Consider the following 25758-nt stretch of genomic DNA (forward strand, 5'->3'; position numbering starts at 1 on the left):
GTGCGGACGCTCCCGGTCGACGAGGTCGCGCCCGGGGTGCGGGTGGCCGGACCCGTGCCCGCGCTGGTCGACGAGATCCGCGCGCTGCACCGCCGCCTCCACACCGGCTCCTGAAGCGGTGTCCGAGCACCCCGCACCGCGTGCGGCGAAGGCCCGCCGAGCATGGCCGTGGCTGATCCTGGCGGTGTCCGCCTCGGCGGCGCCCATGATGTTCCCAATCGCGACGGAGAGTGGATACATCGGCTACCAGGCGATCCTCTCCTTCCTGGGGCTCTTCATCGGAGTCGCCGCGCGGCCGTTCTTCGGCGTCGACGCGATGGTCGCGTGGTGGCTGCCGATGCTCGTCCTGCTGCCGGCCGTCTTCCACCGGCACCTGAGACGGACGAGGTGGGTCGTCGCGGCGCTGCTCGGCGTCATGACGGTCGTCAACCTGGTGGTGGCCATCGACGAGTACCCGCACGCGGACGTGAGCGCGGGCAGCCAGCCCGACTTCTCCGGTCCGGGAGACTTCCTGCCCGCCCTGCTCACGACGGTCGCGTACGGCGTGGCCGCGGCGGCGCTCGTGCTCGGGTCGAGGGACCGGGGAGGACGGGCCGGCGAGCGGAGCACCAGTAAGATGCCACGGTCCAGATAGACGGAGATCCACCCTGGAAGGGCTGCACGTGGCGCAGAAGGTGATTCTGGTTGACGACCTCGACCACTCCGAGGGCGACGATGTGGCGCGACGGGAGTTTCCGCTGCTGAACCGGACCTTCGCCATCGACCTGTCCGACGCGAACCAGCAGCGGCTGAGCGAGGCTCTCGCGTTCATCGAGGAAGTGCTGGAGAACGCCCGTGAGGTGAAGCAGGCGTCGCGGTCCAAGAAGGCCGCCGACACCTCCCCGCGCCTGCGGGGTTACACCCTGACGGACGTCCGCGAGTGGGCCCGCGAGCAAGGGCTGGACGTGCCTCCGCGCGGGAAGATGGCCGACGAGGTCATCGAGCGGTTCGTCGCGGCGCACCCCGACGCCGCCCCCGAGGACCCCGCCGGACAGTCCGCGGAGGAAGCGGAGGAATCGGCGGAGACGATCACCGCGCGGGCGGAGGCGACGGCCGGCGTCTGAACGGCCGCCTCGCAGCGGGCTCCGCCCGGCCCGGCCGCCGTGACAGGCGTCCGGGCCGGGTGAGCGTCCGGCCCGCGTCGCCGGGCGAGCGGCGCGGGCAAACCCTCGTGACGCCGGTTTCGACCCCCGGCCTCCGGTAACGCCAGCCCTGGGATGCTCCTTGGACCCTGCCTGTCCAAGTTTTCCGCAAGCGGGCCTTTCTAGCGTCTCCGCCGACGCCCGGACAGGGCGATTCCGCTACGGCGAAGTGCGAGGAGACACTCATGCGGCTCGGATACACGGTTCCCCAGTACGGCGCGTTCGCCGACCCGGACTTCATGCGGCAGGCGAGCGCGGATCTCGAGGCGATGGGCTACGACAGCCTGTGGGCGGGCGACCGCATCCTGCTGCCGCTGAACCCCAGCGACCCGTACCCGGGAGGAGACGGGACGGTCCCCCCGGCCTTCGGGACGTTCTTCGACCCGCTCACCGCGCTGACGCTGGCCGCTGTCAGCACGCGCGAGATCCGGCTGGGGACCAGCACGCTCAACGCGCTGTGGCAGCCGCCCGTGCTGCTCGCCCGTACGCTGACCTCGCTCGACCTGCTCAGCGACGGACGGCTGGACGTCGGCATCGGCCTCGGTTGGCTGCGCGACGAGTACACCGCGACCGGGGTGCCCTGGCGGGGCAGGGGAGACCGGCTGGAGGAGACGCTCGACCTGATGGAGGCCGTCTGGACGGACGAGGTGGTCGAGCACAAGGGCGCGCTCTGGACGGTGCCGCCGTCGCACATCGACCTCAAGCCCCGCCAGCGGCCGCGTCCTCCGATCCTGCTGGCCGGTTACACACCCGGGGCGCTGGAGAGGGTCGGGCGGCGGGCCGACGGCTGGCTGAGCGCGGCCATGCCCATGCCGTACCTGACCGGCCTGTGGGACATGGCGCTGCGGGCCGCCTCCGGTGCGGGCCGGGACCCGTCCGCGCTGCGCATGGTGGTGCGCGTCAACCCGGCGATCACGGACTCGCCGGCCCCCGCCGACCAGGTGCCGCACGCGGGAACCGTGCGGCAGGTCGCCGACTACCTGCTGACCCTCGCCGAGGCCGGGGCACACGAGGCGTTCGTCGACCTGCAGACGACGAGCTCTTCGCGTGACCGGTTCCTCGACGTCGCGCACGAGCTCGTCACCATGGTGCGCGCGGGCTGAGGTCCGACTGATCGCTCGACGAAATCGGACATTAGGGGATAAAGGCGGCATAAGTTCCCATCCAACGCCCCTTATTCATCAATAAGTCGTTAAACGCCTCCAGCCACCGTTTATCGCTTGTCCGGCCTGGAAAACATGACGTCGCGGGGCAATGGCCGCTTAACGGTCATTAGGCGCCATTCCTGTCCATTCAGGATTGGCGCACACATTAGGCAGTTGAGCCTTTAGAGGGGGATATAGAATGCCCAAGCTCAAGAAGGTCATCGCCGGACTCGCACTTTCCGCCGCGCTCGGCGGTGGCGCCCTCGTCGCGGGCGCCACGGCCGCGAGCGCGACAACCGCCCCAACTGGCTGGGGCTGTACCAACCCGTGTAGCAACGAGTTCGACAACGGGTTCAACAACACCTTCGAAAACAGCCGGATCCAGAACGGAGCCTTCCAAAACGGATGCTCCCAGAACGGATGCTCCCGGAACACCTGCTCGGATCTCGACGACATCCTCTGGGACGTCTGCGTCGCCGGCAACTGCTCCGACGCACTCCCCGCGTTGTTCGGCTGCGGTTTCAACTAAAAGCCGGTCTGACGTCCTGGGGAATGGGCCGAATGCTGCTCGGAGCGCGAGCTCGCACATCCACTCGCCGATGAGTCACATGGAGGCGTTCATTTCCCAGGAGCAGGAACATGGGCTCCGGCGGTCGAACCGCCGGAGCCCGGACTTTTCGCATTCCCCGGCGGGAAGCCGGAGCGGCGGCCCGCACGCCTCGGCGTGCCCCTCCGCGTCCACGTGACGTGCGTGGAGGGCACCTGCCCGGACGTGCCCACGCGTCCTGCTGAAGTCAGATCCAACCGGATCACAAGTCGCCGTCACTAGAACAGGCCGTCGGTATGCAACCCGTCGGTTCTGGGGGTCCGGTGTCAAGGCGGCGATTGATCAGCGCGTTATGCGCCGTGGGAATGATGTCAGGCTTGGTGACCGGCCTGCCACAGGCCGCGTCCGCGGCCGCGCAACCGGACGCGGAGACCACCGCGCTCGTGTCCGCGGTCGAGCGCTTCGCCGCCGTCGGCAGGGGCATGGCGGTGCTCGGCCCGATGGGCGAGCAGTTGCCCCTCGTCGGACTGGTCCCCGGCGGGGAGGACGGCCTGGGCCTGGGCGACCTGTTCGACGTCGCGGTGTACGACCGGCTGAAGAACCTGACCAGCCTGTCCGATCTGGAGGACGAGTATCCGCTGTCCGGTCCGCGTACCGGCCGGTTGCAGGCCAAGGCGAGCACGCAGGGCGGCGTCAGGCACCTCGACCTGACCCTGGAGGTGACCAGGACGGTCGCCGACCGCCCGGTCTCCGTCAGCAGCGCACAGCCGAAGGTCGCGCTCGCGACGTCCGGGGGTGTGGACGTCACGCTGAAGCTCGGCGCGAAGCTGCCCTTCGCCTACGACCCCGCCACCAAGACGGCCTGGCTGGGCACGGACGCCGCGGTGACGGTGCAGGCCGACGGGCGGCTGGCGGCGGGGGCCAGACCCACGGCCGCCTTCGGCATCCTCGGCGCCGACCTGTCCGCGGGCTCGTCGCTCTCCTTGACGTCCACGTTCACCTCCACCACCTCCGACCCGGACGGCGACGGCAGGCTCGACCCGCGGGAGCTGGGCGCGGACGGCGCGGCGGCCGGACTGTTCGCTTTCTCCAGGAAGGGCTCGGCGGCCGCGAGGCTCGCGGTCACCGCGCAGCCGTTCGCCGGCGCCCAGGTCGAGGGCGCCACCGCGACCGTCGACGTGAGCTGGCCCGATCTCGCCACGGGTGGACCGCAGGTGAGCGTGAGTCAGCCCGACCTCGACCGGCTGAACCGCTTCCAGACGCTCACGCCGAAGGACCTGCTCGACGGGCTGACGCACCTGTCCGGCGCGATCACCGCCGTGCAGCGGGCCCGCTGGGGCGACCAGGGAGGTCAGGGCGGCCAGGGCGACCTGGACCTGCCGTTCATGCGCGGTTCCCTGGCCGACGCCGTGCGCATCTCCGAGGCGATCGACAAGTTCGTCGCCGACAGCGTCGACCGGAACACCGGCCAGCCCACCTTCACCTCGATCCAGGACATGTTCGCCGCGCTCGGCAGGGCACGCGGCCTCCCCGGCGGCGCGATCATCAAGGTCGCCGACGCGGGCTACGACGACGCCACCAAGAAGATCGCCTTCACGCTCGTTATCGACCGCGCGGTCAACCCCGTGCCCGAGCCGCTCAACCCCGGCGGGCAGGCGAACAGCGGCGCGGGCGCCGGCGTCACCTACACGGCCACGACGCTCAGGCACGCCGGCCAGAAGTGGACGCCCGGACAGTTCGCCGGCCGCACGATCACCGCGGGCACGTCGACCGGCATGGTGGCCGACAACACCGCCGACGTCGTCACGCTGACCGGCGAGGGCTGGCGCGCGGGCGTGCCCGCGGCCGGTACCGCCTACCGGATCGCCGCCGCCGACCCGATGATCGGCCAGGTCTCGTTCGGCGACGCCTTCAAGGCCCGCGCGGGCCTCGCCCAGGCCAACGCGACCACCTCGGTCGCCGGGGTGATGCGCGGCTACCACGCCGCCGCCACGGTCGTGCTCGACCTGAGCGACCCGGCCACCGGCCAGGCGTGCGCCACCCGCCCGGACGGGCAGCAGAAGGCGTGCCCCTACAAGCACACCAACCCCGACGGCAGCGCGACCGTGGTCACCGAGCTGCCCCGGCCCGCCGACCGGATCATGCTGCGTACCGGCCGTGACCTGTTCGGCGCCCGCGTGTCGGTCCTCACCTCGGTCAACGTGGACGCCGTCGTCGGCTACCTCGGCGTACGGCTCACCGGCGACCTGTCCATGAGCAGCAAGACCGGGGGCGACGTGGTGAAGGTCGCGCTCAAGGACGCCGGGGACGTGCCGCTGACGCGGCTGTTCGAACGTCTTGCGAGCGACCCCGCGGACGTCCTCACCACCCAGGTGGACGCCACCGCCACGGCCAGGCTGACCCTCGGCGTCCCCGGACTGGCCGACTTCTTCGGCGGCAAGGTCACCGGCGACGTGCAGATGCCGGACGTCCGCACGCCCGGCACCGTGGTCTTCCGCGGCTTCGACCAGATCGGCAAGGTCAAGGACTTCGCCTTCGATCCCGACAACCCGCAGGCGCTGTTCGGCGCGCTGGTCAAGTCGCTGGGCGCGCTGACCACCTATCTCGACCACGTCAAGCCCGACGGACCGGTCGGCACGGCGATGACGGCGAAGCTGCCGCTCCTCGGCCGCTCGCTGTCCGACCTCGTCGCCGCCGACGAGATGGGCTCCGGCCCCGGCGTCGTGTACGGCGACGGCGCCTGCGGCAGCGAGAACGGCTTCGTCACCGACCCGTCCCGGACGTTCACCCAGGCGCACATCGGGCGCGGTGTCGTGATCGGCACCCGCGTGATGACCGTCGGGGCCGTCTGCGGCCAGCACACCATGGCGTTCACCGCGAAGTTCGGCCAGGTCCGTCCCGAGCCGGGCACGGCGTACGCGCTGCGTTCGCCGCTCAGGGACGCGATCGACCGGCTGACCGCGGCCCCGCCGGACACCGTGCAGGCGCTGGTCGCCGAGCTGAACAAAGCCTTGGGCGGCCAGGTCCGCATCGGCTACGAGGACGGCGCGCTGCGCCTGTCGCTGGCATACGACAAGAAGGCGGCGCTGAAGGAGCCGCTGCGCTTCTCGTTCGGCGACAGCAGCCTGGTCGCCGCCTCCGGTTCCGGCACGCTCGACGCCTCCGTCGGCGGGCAGATCCGGCTGGGGCTGCGGGTGGCGCTCAAGCGCGACTTCGACCTCGCCCGCGACCTGCTCGTCGACACCGACTCCGGCCTCGACCTGGAGGCGAACGCCCGGCTCGACGGCGCGATCAAGGCGAACATCGGCCCGCTGCCCGTCTCCGTCGGCAAGGCGGACGACGACGACCCGATGCAGGCCAGGCTCGCGTACGGCGTGACCCTCCGGTACGACGGCGAGCCGCAGGACGCCGTGCCGCCGGCCGACTTCTTCGCCGGGCTCGACCTGGCGCTCAACGAGACGACGGACCCGGTCACCTGCGACCGCGACCCCCGGCGCGACGAGACCGACCTCGCGCTGTGCGCGGTGCTGCCCGCCTACGTGAACGGCGGCCCGATCACGGCGGACGGCAGGCACGCGCTCGTCCTGCGCCTGCCCAGGGCCGCTCCGCTGGCCGAGATGTTCGACCTGACGAAGAAGCTGCCGGGCGACGTCGACCGGCTGGAGGTGCCCGAGTTCGACTTCTCCACCCTGCCCGCGGGGCTGGAGCTCGACTGGACCAACCTGGGCGACGGCATCGACCGCTACCTCACCGCGCTCGAGGCCGGCCTGCGTACGGCCTCCTACGGCGGCAAGCTGCCCCTGGTCGGCGACGACCTGCAGCAGGGCGCGGACTTCGTCGGCGCCAAGCGCCAGGAGATCAAGGCGGCCGTCGCCAAGCTGCCGAACGGCGGCCGGGTGCCCACCGGCAAGGACCTGCGCGAGTGGTACAACGCCGAGCTCGCCCCCAAGGTCGGTCCCGGCGTGCAACCGCTGATCACCTGTGTGCAGGCGCCGGAGCCCGCGGACCCCACCGCCTGCGACGCCGCCAAGGGCACCGAGCTGACCGGCGTGAAGTTCACGATGAGCATCGGCAAGGGCACGGTCGACCCCCAGCAGGGCTGCGTGGAGGGCTGCGCGGCCGTCGAACGGCAGCTGGACATCGGCGTCCCCGGCCTCGCGCTGCGTCAGGGCCCGGGCAAGGGCGTGCGGGCCGAGCTCGGCTGGCACGTGGACGTGACCGTGGGCCTCGACCGCGTCAACGGCTTCTACGTCGACGCGACACCCGACAAGCGGCCGCAGGCCACCGTGGGCGTGAACGTGTCGCTGCCCGACGAGATCAACGCCAAGCTGTCCATCCTCGACGTCACGGTGAAGAACCGCTCGCCGCAGTCTCCCGACCTGTTCGCGGGCACGTTCACCGTCGGGCTCAAGCCGGTCGGCAAGATCGGGCTCCAGCAGCTCGCCGACGCCTCCGAGCTGGTGGAGACGTCGCTGCACGCCAACGCGGCCGTGGACTGGCGCTTCACCGTGACGCCCGGATCGCCGATGCTGCCCGGGCTGTTCGGAGACTTCCACCTGGCGTGGGACCTCACCAAGGGCGGCGCGCCCGACCCCGCGAACCTGTCCATCGCCTTCACCGACGTGAACCTGGAGGCCGGCGACTTCTTCCGTACGGTCCTCGGGCCGGTGGTGACGCAGGTCAAGCGGGTCACCGACCCGGTGCGGCCGGTCGTCGACCAGCTCTACGCGCCCATCCCGGTGCTCTCGGACCTCAGCCGGGCCGCGGGCGGCGGCGACGTGAACCTGATGACGATCGCCAAGAAGTTCAACACCCTGGGCGGCAACAGCACGACTCAGTTCATCGAGCGGATGATCGAGATCACCAAGCTGGTGACCTCGCTGCCCGACTGCCGGGGCGAGCTGCACATCCCCATCGGCAGCTTCACCGTGGCCGGTGACAGGGCTCTCACCACGGAGAACTCGCCGGACGTGGCGGACTCGCTGATCGCGGACGTGACGCCCAAGACCGACAACCTGCTCGCGGCGCTCGACCAGGGCGCCAGGACGTGCGACCAGGCCAAGGCCGCCACCGCCACGAAGACCGCCACCGCCACGAAGGCCGCCGCGGACGCGCAGGGCCCGATGCAGCAGTCCGGCAAGGCCGGTTTCAGCTTCCCCGTGCTCGACAACGCCGGGCGGTCGATCTTCAGCCTGCTCATGGGCAAGGACGTCGAGCTGGTCGCCTTCGACTCCGGTCCGCTGCGCCTCGGCTTCACCTACAGCCAGTCGTTCGGCCCGGTCTACGCGCCGCCGCCCATCATGGTCGTCATCTCCGGCACCGCCGGGGTCGAGGCGCGGATCAGGGCGGGCTTCGACACCTACGGCATCCGCAAGGCCATCGAGCAGGGCAAGGCCGACCTCCAGATCCTCGACAGCCTCTACCTGAAGACCACCGACGAGCGCGGCCGCCCCCTCCCGGCGATCAGTCTGTACGGAACGCTGGAAGCGGGAGCCGGAGTCGACCTGCTGCTGGTCAAGGCGGGCGTGAGCGGAGGAATCGCCCTGGGCATCTCGATGCTCTGGGCCGACCCGACCAACGACGGCAAGTTCAGGTTCTTCGAGTTCGCGGGCATCCTGCTGCGCAACCCGTTGTGCCTGTTCACCATGGAGGGCAAGCTCAAGGTCTATCTCAAGGCCTGGGTGGAGATCGGCATCTCGATCTTCAAGAAGCGGTTCGACTGGACGATCGTCGAGGCCACGCTGCTCGACTTCTCGGCCAAGCCGAAGTGCGACGAGGCCCCGCCCAAGCTGGCCACGGTCAGCGGCGAGGCGCTGGTGCTGCACATCGGCCCGATGCGCGCGGCCAGGGGCGGCAGCACGGCCAAGCCGAGCGACGACGCCGAGCAGTGGACGGTCAGCCAGCTCCCCGGCGACGAGGGATTCGTGGTCAACGCCCTCGGCGTCCGCGAGGAGCACCACACTTCCGGTCTCGACCGGGTGCTGGCCGACGGCCGCGGCGCCAAGGGCGGCCTCAAGCTGGTCTTCCAGGGGTACGCCGACGACTCCGGCGCGCCGTTCCCGTTCGACCGGAAGATCGTCGCCTTCGGCGGCGACGGCGACGACATGGTCCTCGCCGGCGCCGGCAAGAACGTGATCGACGGCGGCAGGGGCAATGACCAGATCACCAGCGCCGACTCCTACGACGAGCAGGGCGGCCGGGCCGCGATCGTGGCCGGCGGCCCCGGCGACGACTACCTGACGATCGGCGGCGCGGGTGGCTGGGTGGCCGGCGACGGCCGCCTCACCCCCGCCGTCCGCAAGGTCGGCACGGCCGAGGTGGCCGACTGGACCGCCGACGGCCTGCCCGGCGCGCCGGACGACGGCCCGGGTGACGGAGACGACCGGATCGCCGCCGGGCTCGGCGCGAACCGGCTGTGGGGCAACGGCGGAGACGACACCATCGGCGTCGCCTCCGACAGCCCTCTCGCCGAGACCGATTCGTCGCCCCGCTACCGCGCCCAGCCGAGCCTGCTGGTCGGCGGGCCCGGCGGCGACACCCTCACCGGTGGCTCGGCCGCCGACGAGATCCACACCGGGCCGCGGGAGGAGTTCGGGCCCGACGCGCAGGGACCGGCCGACTCGGGGCCGAACTACGTCGACACCGGCGCGGGCGCCGACAAGGTCTACGGCAGCCAGGCCGTCGACCTGGTCGCCGGGCACTCCCGTCCCGGCGAGACCGTACGGATCCTCGGCGGCGGCGGCGAGGACGTCCTGGCGGGCGGCCACGGCAAGGACGAGATCTTCGGCGGCCCCGGCGACGACTGGGTGATCGCCGAGCCGTCCGACGTGAGCGAGGCCGAGGGCCGCGACGACTACGGCCCGGCCAGGCGGGTGCGTCATCTGCCGCTGCCCGCGGGCGTGGAGCCCTCGGTCAAGCTGCTGGTCGGCGGTGACGGCGACGACCACGTCGTGGGCGGCGACGGCGGCGCGACGATCTTCGGCGACCGGCTGCGCGAGGAGCCCTGCACGGACGCCGGGGCGGACGGCGACGGCCGCGACCTCGTCCTCGGCGGCTCCGGCAGGGAGACCGTCTCGGCCGGCGGGGGAGCCGACCGGGTCGAGGCGGGCGGCGGCCAGGACCGCGTCTGCGGTGAGAAGGGCGACGACACCCTGTACGGCGGCGCGGGCGACGACGACGTGAGCGGCGGTTCGGGCGACGACACCGCCTACGGCGACGACGGAGCCGACGAGGTGACCGGCGGTCCGGGCGACGACACCCTGTACGGCGGCGCCCAGGACGACGTGGTCGCGGGCGAGGCCGGCGAGGACACCGCGTTCGGCGGCCTCGGCGACGACCTGCTCGTCGGCGGCAGCCGTACGGCGGGCAGGGACGACGCGGGCGACACGCTCTACGGCGACGCCGGGGCCGATCGCCTGGTCGGCGACAACGGCGACGCCACCGGCTCCCTCGACCTCGACGGGACGCCGGAGAAGGCCGGCGGGCCCGACGTGATCCACGGCGGCGACGGCGACGACACCGCCTTCGGCGGGATCGGGGCCGACGAGGTGCACGGCGACGCCGGTGACGACCACCTGGAGGGCGGCAACGGCGCCGACAGGGTCTTCGGCGAAGCCGGGGAAGACGAGCTCGCCGGCGGCGGCTCCGGGCCGCACCCCGACGGGGGCGACACCCTGCTCGGCGGGGACGGGCCGGACGTCATCGCGGGTGACAACGCCGTCCTGAGCACGACCGGCACGGCCACCCCCGTCGCCGTACGGCCCGGCCAGTCGCACACCCACCGGGTGGAGCCGCTCGCGGGCGGCTCCGGCGCGGACGTCGCCGACGGCGGCGCGGGCAACGACGTGATCTTCGGCCAGGGCGGCGCCGACCGGCTCCGCGGCCAGGACGGCGACGACTACGCCGAGGGCGGCGCGGGCGTCGACTGGGTCGAGGGCGACCGGGGCGACGACGACCTCGTGGGCGGCTCGCACGTCGCGGCCGACGACGACGCCGACGCGCTGTTCGGCGGCCCCGGCGACGACGTCGTCGCGGGCGACAACGCGCTGATCACGCGGGCGGGCACGCCTGCCCGGGCCACGGTCCGGCTGGGCTCGGCCGGTGCGCCGATGGCCCCGCGGGCGGTGCGGCTCCTGGGTGAGGGCTCGGGCGGGGACCGCGTCTCCGGCGGTTCGGGCGTCGACGTGCTGTGGGGACAGGACGGCGACGACCACATCTCCGGCGGCGGCCAGGGCGACTACGCCGAGGGCGGCGGCGGCGCCGACCAGATCCGCGGCGACCTCCCGCTGTCGGCCGAGTCCGCCCAGACCGAGAGCGAGCCGCTCGGCGACCCCGGTTGGAAGGGAACCGCGAGTGAGCCCGCCGAGTTGGAGGGCGACGACGCCGCTCCCGGCCAGGACGACCTCATCGGCGGCTCGGCCACGCCGGGCGCGGCCGACAAGGGTGACGCGATCGAGGGCGGCGGCGCGGCCGACGTGCTGCTCGGCGACAACGGCTCGCTCGTCCGCACGCTGACCGGGAACACCGAGCGGGTCTACACCGAGCGCTACGCGGCGGGCCAGGCGCCGGCCGACGCGACGCGCAGCCGTACGCACGACCCGGCGCTGCCCGGCGGCTCCACCCGGTTCTGCACTCAGGCCCAGCCGACGTGCGAGCCCGCGGGGGCCTTCGGCGACGACCGCCTGTACGGCGACGAGGGCGACGACGGGCTGTGGGGACAGGACGGCGACGACCGGCTGTACGGCGGCGCGGGCGACGACGACCTGTTCGGCGAGCTCGGCGACGACGAGATGGACGGCGGTGCGGGCGAGGACGCCATGCTGGGCGACCGCGGCGGCGTGGTGAACGAGCGCATCGACGCGGGCGACGCCCAGCGGCTCGGCTTCACCGTCAGCCTGAACGCCCCGCCGAAGGAGACCTACCGGGGCTTCCCGGCAGGCTCCTACGACCGCCGTACCGATTTGCTGCACGACGCGGACGGTGACACCTGGGTCACCGCGGCCATGCCGCACGACGGCTTCGCCAAGGGCGGCGACGACCGCATGCGCGGCGGGCCGGGCCGCGACAGCATGCACGGCGGCGCGGGCGACGACCTGATCAACGGCGACAGCGGCGGCGACGAGGTCTTCGGCGACGACGGCGCGGACGTCATCTGGGGCGGCAAGGGCTGCGACCCCGTCCTGGACGCGGCGACCGCCGACTGCCTCAGCGGCGGCGCGTTCGACCCGGCGGCCCGGGGCACCGGCGACCGGTTCGTCGACCACGTCTTCGGCGGCGCCGGGGCGGACCTGCTCGACTACAACCCGCGCGGCTCCTACCCGGACGACTGCGCCTCCGGCCGCATGCCCGAGGGCACGCTCACCACCGTCGTCGACCCGTGCCTGTGGTTCCGGATGACCGGCAAGGACAACGCGTCCGCCGCCGACGACCAGCACCACCAGGGCGTCGACTGGCAGTACGGCGGCGAGGGCCGGGACGTGCTGCAGGGCGACCGCACCGCGAACGGGCCCAACCCGGGCGACAAGATGATCGACTGGAACGGCTCGTTCAACCTGTACACCCACTGCGGTCCGGCCAACGGCGGGCACAACATCGTCCGCCAGCACTCGCCCGCGATGCGCGACTTCCTCGCCAAGGTGGCCTGGGGCTCCGGCGCGGGCCGTGTCCAGGGCGACCCCTCGGCCGAGCGTGAGCTGGCGATCCCCGCCGGCGACAACGGCTCGCCGTACCCCACCTCACCCGGACACTTCGACTCGCCCGTGGCCTGCGCGGGCTGATCAGGAGATACAGGATGTTACGCCGAATGATGGCGGCCGCCGTGGCCGCCACCGGACTGGCCGCGGCGGGCCTCGCCGCGGCCCCGGCCCACGCGGCCCCAGCCAAGCCGCCCTCGTGCGATCCGGGGTACTGCTTCACCGTCGGTGTCAGGCTCGACCACGCCCCGGCCGTGGGACAGACCGCGACGCTCACGGTGGAGGTCACCGCGAAGGAGGACCTGCCGGACGCCACGACCGTCATCGAGCTGCCGGAGACCCTCCGCTGGGTGCGCCCGCCCGCCGGGCTCGACCACCGGGCGGCGACGATCGGCCGCAGCCCCGTGGACCGCGCGAGCCGTACGGAGCGGGCCCGGCGCGGCAAGGCCGTCCGCTACGAGGGCGTGGTCGCCGCGGTCGCCCCCGGTCCCGCGTCGATCCGCGTCCAGGCCCGCGACGGGCGGCCGGGTCCGGGCAGCGAGGGACTCGCCTACCTCACGATCGGGGAGCGGTCGTCGATCTTCGGCATGCCGCGCGACCTCCCCGTACGCGAGGCGCGGATGCCGGCCGCGACGAAGTCCCTCGCCGGGGACACCTGCGTGCAGGGGCGCGTCAAGCACGTCCAGTCGGAGGACGGCACGGTCAGGGGCGTGCCCAGGACGCTCGTGGAGGCGTGGGACACCGACGCGAAGGGCCCCGACACACTCGGTTGGACGTTGACCGACGGCGCGGGCGACTACAAGATCTGCTTTCCCGGCGTCGACCAGGACGGCGGCGCGCAGGACGTCTACATCCAGGTCGGCTCCATCAACAACGAGTGGGACGTGGTGAACCCGGCCACCGGGGACTCCTACAGCGGAGTGAGCGAGGTGACCTGGGACGTGCCCGCGGGCACGCTGACGACCATCGACTACGAGTCCGGGCGCGGCAGCCCGCTCGAAGGCGCGTTCCGCGTCTTCACCTCGGCGTACGCGACCTGGAAGGCGTACACGGGCTGGCTCGGCGTGCCCGGGAACGACTGCTGGAAGCCCGGCGAGGCGAACTGCCGGTCCCTACGCATCCTGTGGGCGCCCGACCTGCTCGGCGGGTCCTACTACTGTTCCGGCGGGGGCGACGTCCAATGCCCGAACCGCTTCGAGGTCCATCTGGACGCGCCGGCCCAGCTGAGGAAGATGACGGTCGCCCACGAGCTGGGGCACTTCATCATGGACTACACCTACAACGGCATGCCGCCCGTCGACCCCTCCTGCCAGGTCCACTGGGCCCAGAAGATCACTACGCCGGGTTGCGCCTGGACCGAGGGGTGGGCCGACTGGGTGGCGCTCCAGGTCTACGACGACACCCACTATCGCTGGGGCACCGAGGCCTCGGTCGACCTGGAGAGCCCGCGGTGGTTCACCGAGGGCTGGCCGAACGGCGACGGCGACAGGGTCGAGGGCAGAGTGGCCGGCGTCCTCGTCGACCTCGGGGACTCCGGAGTGCGCAACGAGAAGTACTGGGACACCTCCAGCCTGGGCCCCGCGGCGATCGTGACCGCCTTCAGGAAGGCGCGGGCGGACGACATCCACCAGTTCCTCGGTCAGCTGGAGGCCCGGGACCGGCCCGCCGCGGACGACGTCCTGTTCCACAACACCGTGCTTCCCGACTACTCCGAGATCCTCAACGACAGGAAGGCGGCGTACCGGCCCGCCAACCTGCCGTACACGCAGGACTTCCTCACCACCGCCGGCAGCTGGTCCGTCGTCACTACGGCCACCTCGGGGGCCGGCGGCGCGGACGTCGACATGCGGGTGACGCCCGTCGGCGCTCCGAACGACGCGGTCGCCAGTTCCGAATGGGGCAGCTCGGGCCCGGACTTCGTGGCCGTGCAGCCCACCCCGCAGGACCAGCTCTTCTCCGTCGCCGCGACTTCCGACACCGACTACCAGGAGTTCGTGACGGAGGCGGCGCAGGCGCCCGACGGCGACCTGGAGAAGGGCACGCCCATGGAGTTCGGCATGGGCGCCGACCGCCTGGTGGAGATCCGTACGACCTGGATCGAGAAGGGCGTGCCCTCGACGATCAACATCGTCCCCCGGAACGGCCAGGACGTCGACCTGTTCGTCATGGCGCCGGACGCCAATCGATGGGGCCTGCCGCGGTCCGCCGCGCGGCGCTCGGCGAGCGGCGGACCGAACAAGGCCGAGCGGGTCACCATCGCGGACCCGAAGGTGACCGGCGTCTACGCGGTCATCGTGATCAGGAAGAGCGGCGAGGGGAACGTCCTCCTCACCCACACCTGATCGGTACCGGAGCCGGGCGGCGGCCCTCCCTCCTCCCGTGGAGGGCCGCCGCCCCCGTCCCGTCCGTGCTCGCAGCGGTCAGAGGTCCGAGAGCCGGTCGAGCAGCACCTCGACGTGATCCCAGCGGGTCACGACGTCGCGCGCCGGGACGCTGGGGTAGGCCGTGGTCAGAGCCTTCGCGGTGAGGGCCTGCAGGGATTCGAGGCAGGACGTGGCCAGCGATTCATGCCCCCGATGCCGCATGGGTTCGAGGTTGAAGCAGAGGACCTTGTCCACCGGGTAGAGCTGGACTATCCGCAGGCCGCTCCGGCTCAGCACGCGGACCCCGCTCGGCGCGTTCTGCAGCGCACGCCCCTGCTGCCGTGTCCACTGTTCGAGCCGATCCCACAGCTCACGCACATGGTCGTCGGCGCTGTCCCGCATCTCCTGCAGGTTGGGCCGCTGCGGAGCGGTCTTCACGGAAGCGGCGGCGGTGCGTCCGTAGACGACCGGAACGAGCGTCTTTCCGGGGTAGCCCTCCGCGAGGTACTGCTTGACCTCCACCGCGAGCACCTCGGCCGGGTTCATCTGCTCGTTGAGGAATTCCACGATCCGGCGGAGCTCGTCGGGGACGACGTCGGCGACGAAGACCATCCGTATCCGGCCCGTGCGCAGATTGTCCGCGACCCTGATGAAGAACTCGTCCAGGGTGATCATCGCGTCGCCGCAGAGCCGGCCGATCGCGTCCTGCGGGTCCTGGCCGATCTCAGCAGCCGGCGGCGAGGAACATCGGGGGTCATCTGCCCGCCGGCGAGCAGGTCCGGATGGGTGGCGAGCAACTCCTGCAGCACCTCTTCGGCTTCGTACGGTGCCACGCGCATCGCCACGAGGCCGTTGTTCTCGTCGATGTGAAAAAGGCCGTCGCCGCTGATGTCCCGCTCCTGTCGATCTCCCGTTGCGTCGGGTGACCATGCTAGGAAACGAGGCCGGTGTTCGCCGGCGATCGGGGGAGGAGAACCGGTCTCCGGACGGTTCGCACGACTCTCGTGGACCGCGCGGCGGGTCAGCGTTCGGCGCCGAGCACCGCCCAGCGGCCGGACCGCAGTCTGGCCAGCGAGGCGACCATCCGGATCAGGAGGAAGGCCGACAACCCCGACCAGATGCCCACCAGTCCCCAGCCGAATCTGAGCGACGCCCACACCACCGGCAGGAACCCCAGCACCGCCCCGCTCACCGTCGCGGTACGCAGGTAGGCCGCGTCGCCGGCGCCGAGCAGCACTCCGTCCAAGGCGAACACGACGCCGCCGATCGGCTGCAGGACGACGAAGAACCACCACGCCCGCGGCATCTCGGCCAGCACCGTGGCGTCGGTGGTGAACACGTGGGGCAGGGACCCGGCCAGCGCCGCGAACACCACGCCGAGCAGGCTCCCGAAGACCAGCCCGCAGCCGGTCACCCGCCAGGCCAGGCGGCGCGCCCGCGCCGCGTCGTCCGCGCCGAGCGCGGCCCCGACCAGCGCCTGGGCGGCGATGGCCAGCGCGTCCAGGACGAAGGCCAGGAACATCCACAGCTGGAACACCACCTGGTGGGCGCCGGCCGCCGCGGCGGAGGTGCGGGCGGCGACCGCGGTCGCCGACACCCAGCACGTCTGGAAGGCCAGGCCGAGCACCACCAGGTCACGCGCCATGCCGAGCTGCGCGCGAATCGCGGCCGGACCCGGGGCGAGCGGCACGCCCTCGGCCGCCAGCGCCCGCACGAACAGGCTCGCGGAGATCAGCTGCGCGACCACGTTGGCGACCGCGGAGCCGTTGATCCCCCAGCCGAGCCCGTACACCAGCACCGGGCAGATCACCGCGGAGATCCCGTTGCCGAGGAGCACGTAGCGCAGCGGGCGCCGCATGTCCTGGACGCCGCGCATCCAACCGTTGCCGGCCATCGTGACCAGGATCAGCGGCGCGCCGAGCAGGGCGATCCGCAGCCAGCTCACCGCGGCGTCGGCGACCGGGCCCTCACCGGCGAGCAGGCCGGCGGCCGGTGCGGCGAGCAGCTGTCCCGCCAGGGTGATCACCAGCCCCACGACCGCGCCTAGCCAGGTCGCCTGCACCCCCTCGGCCACGGCGTCGGCCCGGCGGCCGGCGCCGTACAGCCGGGCCGCGCGTGCGGTCGTGCCGAAGGACAGGAACGTCATCTGCGAGGCGATCTGCGCCAGCACGATCCCGCCGACCGACAGCCCCGCGAGCGGCACCGCGCCGAGACGGCCGACCACGGCCGTGTTGACCAGCAGGTAGAGCGGCTCGGCGGCCAGGACCCCGAGCGCGGGCACGGCGAGCGCAAGTATCTGGCGCAGCGGTGACCCGGCCCGATCCCCCTGCTCACCCATGGACGTCCTCAAGGAAAGGGCCCAGTGCTGGACCTCGCGACGTACTTGTTGCCAGTCTCTTGTTATTGCGAATACTTCGCAACAAGTGCCGCTGAGTGAGGCAGAGAAAGGCCGGCCCTCGCCGGTGATGCGAGGGCCGGCCAACACGTGATCAGGACGCGGGACTCGGGGTCGGGGTGTCCGCGGGCGTCGGCTCAGGGCTGGGAGTTGTGGTCTCCGTAGGGGTCGCGGTCGGCTCGGGTGTGGCGGCCGGCGGCTCGGTGGGGATGAGCGTCGGCGTCGGGCAGGGCTTGGGGGTGCGCCAGACGGGCTTCCCGGAGCGCCACTGCAGGGAGTACGGCGTGCTCTTGCCGTGGTACCACAGCCGCTTGCCCGGCCGGGAGAGGTCGAAGACGTAGGCGGCCGCCGCCGTCTCCCCCTGCGGGGCGGCGGGCGTCGTCTCCTCGATGGGCGGAGGAACGGAGTCCGTCCCGCCCGGAAGGGGAGTGGGGGAGTCCGCGGGTGGCGCGGGCGTGCCCTGGGAGGGAGCCGCGGTGCCATCGGGCGGCGTCGGCGTGCTTACCGGAGGAGTCGGGGTGCCCTCGGCCGGAGGAGTCGGGGTGTTGCCGGGCGGGGTCGGCGTGCCCTCGGTCGGCGTGCCCTCGGTCGGCGGGGTCGGCGTGCTGTCCGGTGGCGTCGGCGTATCGGTCGGCGGCGGGGCCGGGCTCTGCGGGGCGGGGCTCTGCGGGGCGGGCTGCGCGGCCGCGACCACCGAAACCCAGGCGTCCTGCCGGATCTCGCCGCCGCGGCGCCCGGTGAACACCCGCGTGGAGTCGGCGATCGCGTACGACCGCTCGAAGCCGTCCTGGCTGCGGATGGTGATCGAGTCCTCCGCCACGGCGACGGCCTGCCCGGTCTGGGTGAAGACGGTGACGGTGCCGCACCCGTCCTTGGTGGGCACGACCACCTCGCCGTGCAGCGCGCCGAGGAACGGGCCCACCAGGGGGACCTCGGTGGTGGGGGTCGCCGCGGGGGCGCCGGTGGCGGCCTCCGCCGGGCCGGCCGTCGGCGTGATCGTGACGGTGGCCGTCACGACGGGCTCGGACGTCTCGGGCGGCGGATTGACGGGTGTGGCGGCGGAGGCCGCGGACGCCCCGGCGCCGCCCGCCGCGGTCAGCACGAACGCGGTCGCGAGGATCATAGGTGGGGAGACACGCCGGCGTGGCCCACCCGATCGGGACCACAGTCCTTTTCTCGGGTGGTGGGGGTTGGTCGGCATCACCGTTCCTCCGTATCGTCGATCCGATGGTCGCCGCCGAACGGCGGCGGTCGTATCGGAGCGCCCTGCCCCGATATCCGACGGAAGTGACCGGCAATTTGTTGCCAAACCGTGTCACTTCCGAGGGATTGTGGAGACCTTCCCCATATAGACCGACTCCATTCGGGGCAATCCGCGCCATGAGGACGGTCCGGTCGTCTTTCGGCAGGTCGCGCGGGGATCGACTGATTTCAGATTCTCCGGTCATCCGGGCGTTGACCGGGTGGGTGGGCCCACACCCCACCACACGGTCGCGGGCCGGGCGCACGCCGCGCCCGGCCCGCACCGTGTATCCGATCAGCTCGCGGCGCAGGACAGCGTGGGGACGCTGTTGCCGCCGTTCCATGACCCGAGGAACCCGAAGGTCGTGCCGGCTCCGGCGCCGAGGCCGCCGTTGTAGCTCATGTTGCGGGCGGTCACGCTCGCCCCGCTGCTGCTGACCGTCGCGTTCCAGGCGTTGGTGACGGTCTGGCCGTTGGCGAAGGTCCACGTCACCGTCCAGCCCTTGATCGCCGAGCTGCCCGCGGTGACCTTGACCTCGGCCTGGAATCCGCCGCCCCACTGGCCCACCACCTGGTAGGTGGCGGAGCAGCCGCCGGGCCGGGGCGAGACGCTCGCGGACGGCGAAGGGGACGGCGACTTGGACGGGGACGGGCTCGGAGACGGCGACGTCGACGGCGAGGCGCTGGGCGACGGCGAGGGGCTGCTGCCGCTGTAGATCGACGCCTCCTTGGCGGTCGCCTTGATGCCGTTGGCGCCGTTGAAGACCCTCGTGCCGAAGGTGGTGAGCTGCTTCGGGTCGAAGTTGACCGTCATGTCCAGGATCGGGTCGGTGTTGCCGCTCCAGGACGGGAAGGCTCACACACCAGCGGATTCGCCGTCAAAAGTTTGGAGACCAGAGAAACTTCGCGGCTTGCGGCGGATGAAATATTCGGCGGCGGTGAGGGCGGCCGCGCCGAGGACGACCTCGCTGACGGTGGAGACCAGGCGGCTGGCCAGGGCCACCACCGCGGCGGCGGGGGCGGGGAGCACCAGGGCGAGCGCGGCCGCCAGCACCGCCTCGCGGACACCGATGCCGTCGGGGATGAACACGCTGGCGATGCCGATCGTCGTGGCGAGCGTGAACGCGCCGACGCACAGGGCGAGGGAGCGCGACGGGGGCGCGCCCACCGCGATGGCCAGGGGCCACAGGTGCAGCCCGGTGACCACCCAGGACAGGCTCTGCCAGGCGACCGCGAGCCGCACTCCCCGGACCGAGACGGCACTGGCCGCCGAGGGCCGGCGCAGCAGCCGCAGCAGCAGAGCCGAGCCCCGGTTGACGATCTGCGGGCGCACCAGGACGAGCACGATCAGCACGGCGGCGCCCGCGAGCCAGGCCGCCCGGGCGCCCAGCATCTGCACGCCCGCGAGCAGCCCGACCGTGAACCCGCTCAGCAGCACCAGGCTCATGACGAGCGCGGCGGTGCTCATCAGCCGGCCGAAACCGACGCCGTTGGCCGTGGCCACCTTGGTGATCGCGATCATGCCGGGCACCCGCCCGGGGACGTACTTGGACAGGAAGCCGACGAAGAAGATCCGCACCACCCGCGGTTCGCTGACCGGGGGGCCGCTCTCCAGCAGCACGACACGCCAGGCGAGGAACCCGAACGACAGTCCCGCCATGCTCGCCAGCAGCGCGCCGCCCAGCAGGAGAACGATCTGCCCGGCGTCGCGCCGGGCGAACAGGACGGCGACCACGCCCCAGTCCAGCCGGCTCAGCGTCAGCGCGATCGCGCCCACGGCGACGAGGACGAACGCGGCCACCAGCGCCCGCCGGACCGGGCGTGGCAGCCGGGGGAGCCTGATCGCCCTCACTCGGGCGCGCCGCTCGACGGCACCGGCGACAGGCCCGTCCTGACCGGCTCTCCCTGCCTGCGGCCCAGCTCGTAGGCGACGCGTACGAGCCCCACGCAGGCGCCGAGGAAGAACGCGGTGTGGAAGCAGAGCTGCATCCAGGCGACCCACAACGCGAAGCGGACGCCCCCGTGACGGCGGGCGAAGCCGATGAACCTGCCGTTCATCCTCAGGAACACCCCGAGCGTCGCCGCCGGCACGACCAGCATCCAGGGGCTGAGGAGAGCGAGCGGCAGGGTGAGGAAGGTGGCCGTCGCGGACGCGGACGACACTCGGGGAGGCTTGCGGCGTTTGTGCTGGCCCGTCCCGATCATGTTGAGCTGGAAGCCCACCTTCCCCTCGTCACGCAGCCGGCGGGCACGCACCATGATCACCGGTAGCGTGGTCGACCGGACGAACCGCTCCACGAGGCATCCCCAGAACTTGTCCTCGTCGTCGGCCTTCGTCACCACCGAGGTGGTCACCACCAGCCGGTAGCGGGCCGGGACACGCGTGCCGAACTCGAAGTCCTCGCCGTCGCGCAGCCGCTCGTCGAGCCGTCCCGCCTCCTCGAAGACATGGCGCGGGATCAGCGTGCAGGACAGGAACGTCGCCGTGGTCTGGCTGCGCTCGTAGTGCTCGCACAGCACCCGGTAGCGCTCGACCGGGCCGTCGTCGTACAGCGGATCGGCGTCGTAGATGCCCTGCACCATGCCGCAGTCCGGGGTGTTCCGGTACTCCTGCACCGCGTTGCGGATCGCGTCCGGCGCGAGTGCCGTGTCGGAGTCGACGAAGAACAGCAGCGGCGCCGAGCTCCTCGCCACCCCGAGGTTGCGGGCCACCGCGGGCCCCCCGTTGTACGGCGACTCGACGATCGTGCACGGGAAGTCCCGCGCTATCTCCAGCGAGCCGTCGGTGCTGACGTCGTCGACGACGATGACCTCGGCGGGCCGGTAGGTCTGCGCGTACACCGACTCCAGGCAGGCGCGCAGGGTCTTCCTCTTGTTGTAGTTCGGCACGATGACCGCGACGTCATCACGCCACATCGGCTCGTCGGACATGTCCGGTTCCTCTCGTCGGTCAGGTCGTCGGCAGGATCGTCCGCGGGGTCGTCTGCAGGGTCGTCTGCAGGGCCCGCGACGGTCAGGACACCGACATGAGCATGCGCTGGGCCCGGTGATCGGACTGCTCCTCGGCGCCGGGCAGCTCGTAGTCGTGCACCGCCACGTCGGGGGTGGTGAAGAGCCAGTCGATCCGCCACAGCTCGGCGGTCCCCGACAGGTAGGTCGCCGGGTAGAGGGACGAGAGCGCGGGCGTCCAGTCGACCAGCCCCTCGGGGAGCAGGCGGCGGATGCCCATGGCCGGGGAGGTGTTCAGGTCGCCGGCGAGCACCACGGGATTGGGGTTGGCCGCGATGTCCGCGCTGATGGCGTGGTAGCTCGCCTCCCGGCGGAGGGTCCGGCTCTCGTTGACGTCGCGGGACTCGGCGTCGTACAGCCGCCATTCGAGCGGGGGCTGGGAGACCTGCGCGTCGTAGAAGGAGACGACGGTGCCGTTCACGTCGATGTCGGTGCGCAGCGTCTCGACCGTGTACCCCTCCGGCCAGTGCCGGAGGACTTCGGGGATCTCCTTCTGGTCGGCCGGCAACCACGGGCGCATGTCGAGGCCGCGGTGCGCGGTGATGGGGAACCGCGAGAGCGTGATCTGCTCGCCGGAGACCGCGACGTGCCAGCCGGGGAACTCGCGGCGCAGCTCCGCCAGCTTGTCGATGCGCAGCGCCAGGTCACCCGTCCAGCGCTGCACCGGGCGCATGTCCCTGTGCAGGTACTCCGCGAGCAGGTAGACGTCGGCGTCCAGTGTGTGGAGGTAGTCGTAGAACCCGGGCGAGAACGCGGTGCCGTCGGAGGTGCGCAGGTCCTGGTCCCAGAACTCGGTGTTCCAGGCGACGACGGTGATGGCCCCGGGGCGGGCGGGCGGCGGGGTGTACCAGAGCGTGGCGTAGTTGACCCCGCTCCGCCCGGCGCCGAGCACCGCGGCGACCACCAGCAGCGACATGATCCGCCAGCGGACCGGCCGGGCCAGTGGCGCCACGATCATCAGCGACGCGGGGACCGCCAGGAACAGCAGCGGCGGGATCAGCTCGAGCGGCGCCCACAGCGACGTGCGCCCGCTCGCCAGCAGGTGGCAGACCACGAAGAGCAGCCACGCCACGGTGGCGGTCACGACCAGCCTGGTGCCCAGGCACCAGCGCCGCCGGGGGCGGACGAATCGGCGGACACGTGCCGCCCAGCCCGTCCCGGGCTCGGACTGGGCGGGGACGGACTGGGCGGGGATGGACTGCTCCTCGATCAGGGCGTCCCGATCGCTCATCAATCGACACCATCCTCGGTGGGGGGACCGGCGACGAACCTACTGAGCGCTCCTTGTCGCATCCTTGTCGGCCGCCGACGGCGGGAGGCGCGGCCGGCCCGCACGTAGGCGACAAGATTGGGACAAGCCGCCGTGCCTAGCGTGTGCCGAACACGAGGTCTGACATGCACGTTTCGGAACCGACGACCTCCGGCCTCTGGAGCACATCATGAATCAGGACCATCCGCTCGTCTCGGTCATCATCCCCAGCTACAACCGGTCCGACGTACTGCGACTCTGCCTCGACGCGGTGAAGGAGCAGACCTATCCACACATCGAGGTCATCGTGGTGGACGACTGCGGCACCGAGGACGCGGCACGGGTGGCCGAATCGAAGGGCGTCACGGTGGTGCGCACCCACGTCAACGGCGGCCCGACCCCCGCGCGCAACCTCGGCGCCGAGCACGCCACCGGAGACATCCTGTTCTTCCTCGACGCCGACATCGCGCTCGACCCCGACGCCGTGGAGAACGCGGTGCGGATACTGGAGTCCCACCCGGAGATCGGCGCGCTGGGCGGTGTCCTGCGGCCCGAGTCGCTGGTGTCCCAGAGCCTGGCCTCCCAGTATCGCGCCGTGCAGATGCACCGCTGGTGGATGCCCGCCCACCGGCCCACCCTGGAGCTGCACGCGTCCGTGCTCGCCGTACCGGCCAAGGTGTTCGCCGAGGTCGGTCCCTTCGACCCCCGCCTGCGCGAGACCGTCTCCTCCGACTACCGCATCCGCGTGACGCGGTCCCACCAGGTGAAGCTCAGCGACGCGATCCGCGGCAGGAAGGACCACGACCCGACCGTACGGACGATCCTGCGCAAGGTGTTCCGCCGCGCCCGCCTCAGCGCCCTCGACTGGCACCAGGGCGAGACGCCCGGCGACTCGGTGCCCCGCGCGGTCGGCGGCGTCCTGCTGCTCGCCGCGGTCCCCGCGCTCGCCCTGCCCATGGTGGCGGGCCGGGCCGGGGCGCTCGTGTCACCCGCGCTCGTCGCCGCCGCCGCGGCCCTGGACGCCGGCACCCACCGCTTCGCCTTCGCCCAGCGGGGGACCGCGTTCGGCGTCTACTTCTCCGGCGTGCACCTCGCCGTCACCTTCACCGGCGCCCTCGGCGGAGCGGTGGGCGTCCTGCAGCGTCTCGCCCTTTCCCGCCTGGAGAAGCCCGCCCAGATGCTCGCGGCCCAGGATTGAACGGCCATGCAGGTCATCGGCACCGGCTTCGGCCGGACGGGGACGCTCTCCCTCAAGACCGCGCTGGAGCGGCTCGGCTTCGGGCCGTGCCATCACATGGTGGACGTGTTCACCCGCCCGTGGCAGATCAGGAGCTGGCTCGCCGCCGCAACGGCCCGCGAGGCGGACTGGGACCATCTGCTCGTCGGCTACGAGTCGTGCGTGGACGGCCCGACCTCGATCTACTGGCGGCAGCTCGCCGAGCACTACCCGAAGGCCAAGGTCATCCTCACCACGCGTGACCCGGACCGCTGGCTGGAGAGCATGCGGCGGACGCTGTTCGCCCAGCGGCGGCGCATCGAGTCGCTGCCGGGCCGGGCCGCCGTCCTGCTGTCGTCCCTGCTCGGCACCGACCTCGCCGCGTTCGTCAGGATGGTCGACACGACCCTCGACGCGCGGACCTTCGCGACACCCGCCGACCGCGAACGCGAACGGGCCATCCGGCTGTTCGAGGAGCACGCGGCCAGGGTGATCGCCGCAATCCCGGCCGAGCGGCTGCTCGTCTTCGACGCCGCCGACGGCTGGAACCCACTGTGCGAGTTCCTCGGGGTCCCGGTTCCGGACGAGCCGTTCCCCCGGGTGAACGGCGCCACGGACTTCACCAGGAGCGGCCTCGGCCGGCCTCTGCCGTTGCTGCTGCGCCGTACGAGGCGAGGAGGACACCGATGACGTCACAGGTACGCCCGCTGGTCTCGGTCATCGTGCCGAACTACAACTACGCCCGCACGCTCGACCTGTGCCTGAGCGCACTGGAGCGGCAGACCTATCCGCACATCGAAGTGATCGTCGTCGACGACCGCAGCACCGACGACTCGGTGGAGATCGCGCACCGGCACGGGGTGCGGGTCGTGGAGACCGAGACCAACATCGGCGCTCCGGCGGCGCGCAACCTCGGCGTGGAGTACGCGCGCGGGGACGTGCTGTTCTTCCTCGACTCCGACCTCGCCCTGGCCGAGGACGTGGTCGAGCACACGGTGGACCTGCTCACCTCCGACCCCACGCTGGGAGTGGTGTGCGGCACCTACGACCCGGAGCCGCTGATCCCGGACAGCCGGGTGGAGCGGTACCGCAGCCTCCAGCTGCACTACTGGATCTCCGGCGACGAGGGCGAGATCACCACCATCTACTCCGCGCTGTTCGCCATGCGGACGGAGGTCTTCCGCGAGGTCGGCCCGCTGAACCCGGCCTTGCGGCACAGCGAGAACGCGGAGTACGGCCACCGGATCACGCAGCGGTACCGCATCGTGCTGGACAACCGGATCAGGGGCAGGCACGACCACGACGACAGGCTCGGCGTGGTGCTGTCGAAGTTCTTCCACCGCGCCCGCCTGCACATCCCGCTGTACCTGCGCCGCCCGGACTTCAACGGCGGCCCGGCCCAGAGCAGCCGGGGCTGGGGCTCGCTCGCCGCCCTGTTCGCCGTGCTCTGCGCCCCGCTGCCGCTGCTGCTCGGGCCGGTCTGGCTGGTGGCGCCGGTCGCGCTGCTGGCCGCATCGATCGCGTCGGACCTGGGCATGTACCGCTTCGTCCTGGGCTACGCCGGCGCCCGGTTCACGCTCTACTTCGCCGCGGTGCACTTCCTGGTGAACGTCACCGTCGCGGTGGCCGTGTTCGCCGGCGTCGCCCAGTGCGTCCTGTCCAGCCGGTTCCGCCGTACCTACGACATCCCCGCCCGCTCCGCGTCGGTGGAGGCGTGAC

The 25758-nt window shown here is 72.0% G+C and carries 17 protein-coding genes and 1 pseudogene; 10 read left to right on the forward strand and 8 right to left on the reverse strand.

The window, feature by feature from the left end; genetic code table 11:
• From AB0J39_RS08235 to AB0J39_RS08265, 7 genes and pseudogenes are all read left to right on the forward strand, one after another.
• Positions 1-114, forward strand: a pseudogene (locus tag AB0J39_RS08235) (nucleoside deaminase); the annotation flags it as partial.
• Between the two features lie 91 nt (positions 115-205).
• Entirely contained in the window at positions 206-634 is a 429-nt protein-coding gene (locus tag AB0J39_RS08240) for a hypothetical protein (RefSeq protein ID WP_363462727.1), read from the forward strand.
• A 28-nt stretch (positions 635-662) separates the two neighbouring features.
• The gene (locus AB0J39_RS08245) at positions 663-1103 is read left to right on the forward strand and encodes an Lsr2 family protein (RefSeq protein WP_363462728.1); all 441 of its coding nucleotides are present in this window, start codon (positions 663-665) and stop codon (positions 1101-1103) included.
• Between the two features lie 263 nt (positions 1104-1366).
• On the forward strand, positions 1367-2284 hold the full coding sequence (locus tag AB0J39_RS08250; protein WP_363462729.1) for a TIGR03619 family F420-dependent LLM class oxidoreductase: 918 nt from the start codon (positions 1367-1369) through the stop codon (positions 2282-2284).
• A gap of 241 nt (positions 2285-2525) precedes the next feature.
• On the forward strand, positions 2526-2855 hold the full coding sequence (locus tag AB0J39_RS08255) for a hypothetical protein (RefSeq protein WP_363462730.1): 330 nt from the start codon (positions 2526-2528) through the stop codon (positions 2853-2855).
• A gap of 398 nt (positions 2856-3253) precedes the next feature.
• A complete protein-coding gene (locus tag AB0J39_RS08260) occupies positions 3254-12649 on the forward strand; it encodes a calcium-binding protein (protein WP_363462731.1) in 9396 nt (3131 codons plus the stop codon).
• Positions 12650-12663: 14 nt separating this feature from the next.
• The gene (locus AB0J39_RS08265) at positions 12664-14907 is read left to right on the forward strand and encodes a hypothetical protein (RefSeq protein ID WP_363462732.1); all 2244 of its coding nucleotides are present in this window, start codon (positions 12664-12666) and stop codon (positions 14905-14907) included.
• Positions 14908-14985: 78 nt separating this feature from the next.
• Here the strand turns inward: AB0J39_RS08265 and AB0J39_RS08270 are convergent, their stop codons facing one another.
• The 8 genes from AB0J39_RS08270 to AB0J39_RS08305 form a co-directional block, all read right to left on the reverse strand.
• Positions 14986-15603 (reverse strand): hypothetical protein, encoded by a 618-nt coding sequence (locus AB0J39_RS08270; RefSeq protein ID WP_363462733.1) that lies wholly within the window; start codon positions 15601-15603, stop codon positions 14986-14988.
• Positions 15600-15761, reverse strand: a complete 162-nt coding sequence (locus AB0J39_RS08275; RefSeq protein ID WP_363462734.1) for a hypothetical protein — start codon at positions 15759-15761, stop codon at positions 15600-15602. The genes AB0J39_RS08270 and AB0J39_RS08275 overlap by 4 nt, the downstream gene beginning before the upstream one ends.
• A gap of 188 nt (positions 15762-15949) precedes the next feature.
• Positions 15950-17266, reverse strand: coding sequence for an MATE family efflux transporter (locus AB0J39_RS08280; protein ID WP_363462735.1), 1317 nt, complete (start codon positions 17264-17266; stop codon positions 15950-15952).
• Between the two features lie 151 nt (positions 17267-17417).
• Complete coding sequence (locus tag AB0J39_RS08285; RefSeq protein ID WP_363462736.1) at positions 17418-18446, reverse strand: hypothetical protein; 1029 nt, start codon at positions 18444-18446, stop codon at positions 17418-17420.
• A 414-nt stretch (positions 18447-18860) separates the two neighbouring features.
• Positions 18861-19379, reverse strand: a complete 519-nt coding sequence (locus tag AB0J39_RS08290; RefSeq protein WP_363462737.1) for a cellulose binding domain-containing protein — start codon at positions 19377-19379, stop codon at positions 18861-18863.
• A 42-nt stretch (positions 19380-19421) separates the two neighbouring features.
• On the reverse strand, positions 19422-20417 hold the full coding sequence (locus tag AB0J39_RS08295; protein ID WP_363462738.1) for a lysylphosphatidylglycerol synthase domain-containing protein: 996 nt from the start codon (positions 20415-20417) through the stop codon (positions 19422-19424).
• Positions 20414-21496, reverse strand: coding sequence for a glycosyltransferase family A protein (locus tag AB0J39_RS08300; RefSeq protein WP_363462739.1), 1083 nt, complete (start codon positions 21494-21496; stop codon positions 20414-20416). The genes AB0J39_RS08295 and AB0J39_RS08300 overlap by 4 nt, the downstream gene beginning before the upstream one ends.
• A gap of 82 nt (positions 21497-21578) precedes the next feature.
• A complete protein-coding gene (locus AB0J39_RS08305) occupies positions 21579-22805 on the reverse strand; it encodes an endonuclease/exonuclease/phosphatase family protein (RefSeq protein WP_363462740.1) in 1227 nt (408 codons plus the stop codon).
• A gap of 208 nt (positions 22806-23013) precedes the next feature.
• Between AB0J39_RS08305 and AB0J39_RS08310 the strand changes: the two genes are divergently transcribed.
• Genes AB0J39_RS08310 through AB0J39_RS08320 form a run of 3 tightly spaced genes read left to right on the forward strand, consistent with a single transcriptional unit; the run spans position 23014 to position 25757 of the window.
• Positions 23014-24021 (forward strand): glycosyltransferase family 2 protein, encoded by a 1008-nt coding sequence (locus tag AB0J39_RS08310; protein ID WP_363462741.1) that lies wholly within the window; start codon positions 23014-23016, stop codon positions 24019-24021.
• A 6-nt stretch (positions 24022-24027) separates the two neighbouring features.
• Positions 24028-24729, forward strand: a complete 702-nt coding sequence (locus AB0J39_RS08315; protein ID WP_363462742.1) for a sulfotransferase family protein — start codon at positions 24028-24030, stop codon at positions 24727-24729.
• Positions 24726-25757 (forward strand): glycosyltransferase family 2 protein, encoded by a 1032-nt coding sequence (locus AB0J39_RS08320; protein WP_363462743.1) that lies wholly within the window; start codon positions 24726-24728, stop codon positions 25755-25757. The genes AB0J39_RS08315 and AB0J39_RS08320 overlap by 4 nt, the downstream gene beginning before the upstream one ends.
• The last annotated feature ends 1 nt before the right edge of the window (position 25758 follow it).

The sequence above is a fragment of the Microbispora sp. NPDC049633 genome (assembly GCF_040675265.1).
Lineage (GTDB): Bacteria > Actinomycetota > Actinomycetes > Streptosporangiales > Streptosporangiaceae > Microbispora > Microbispora maris.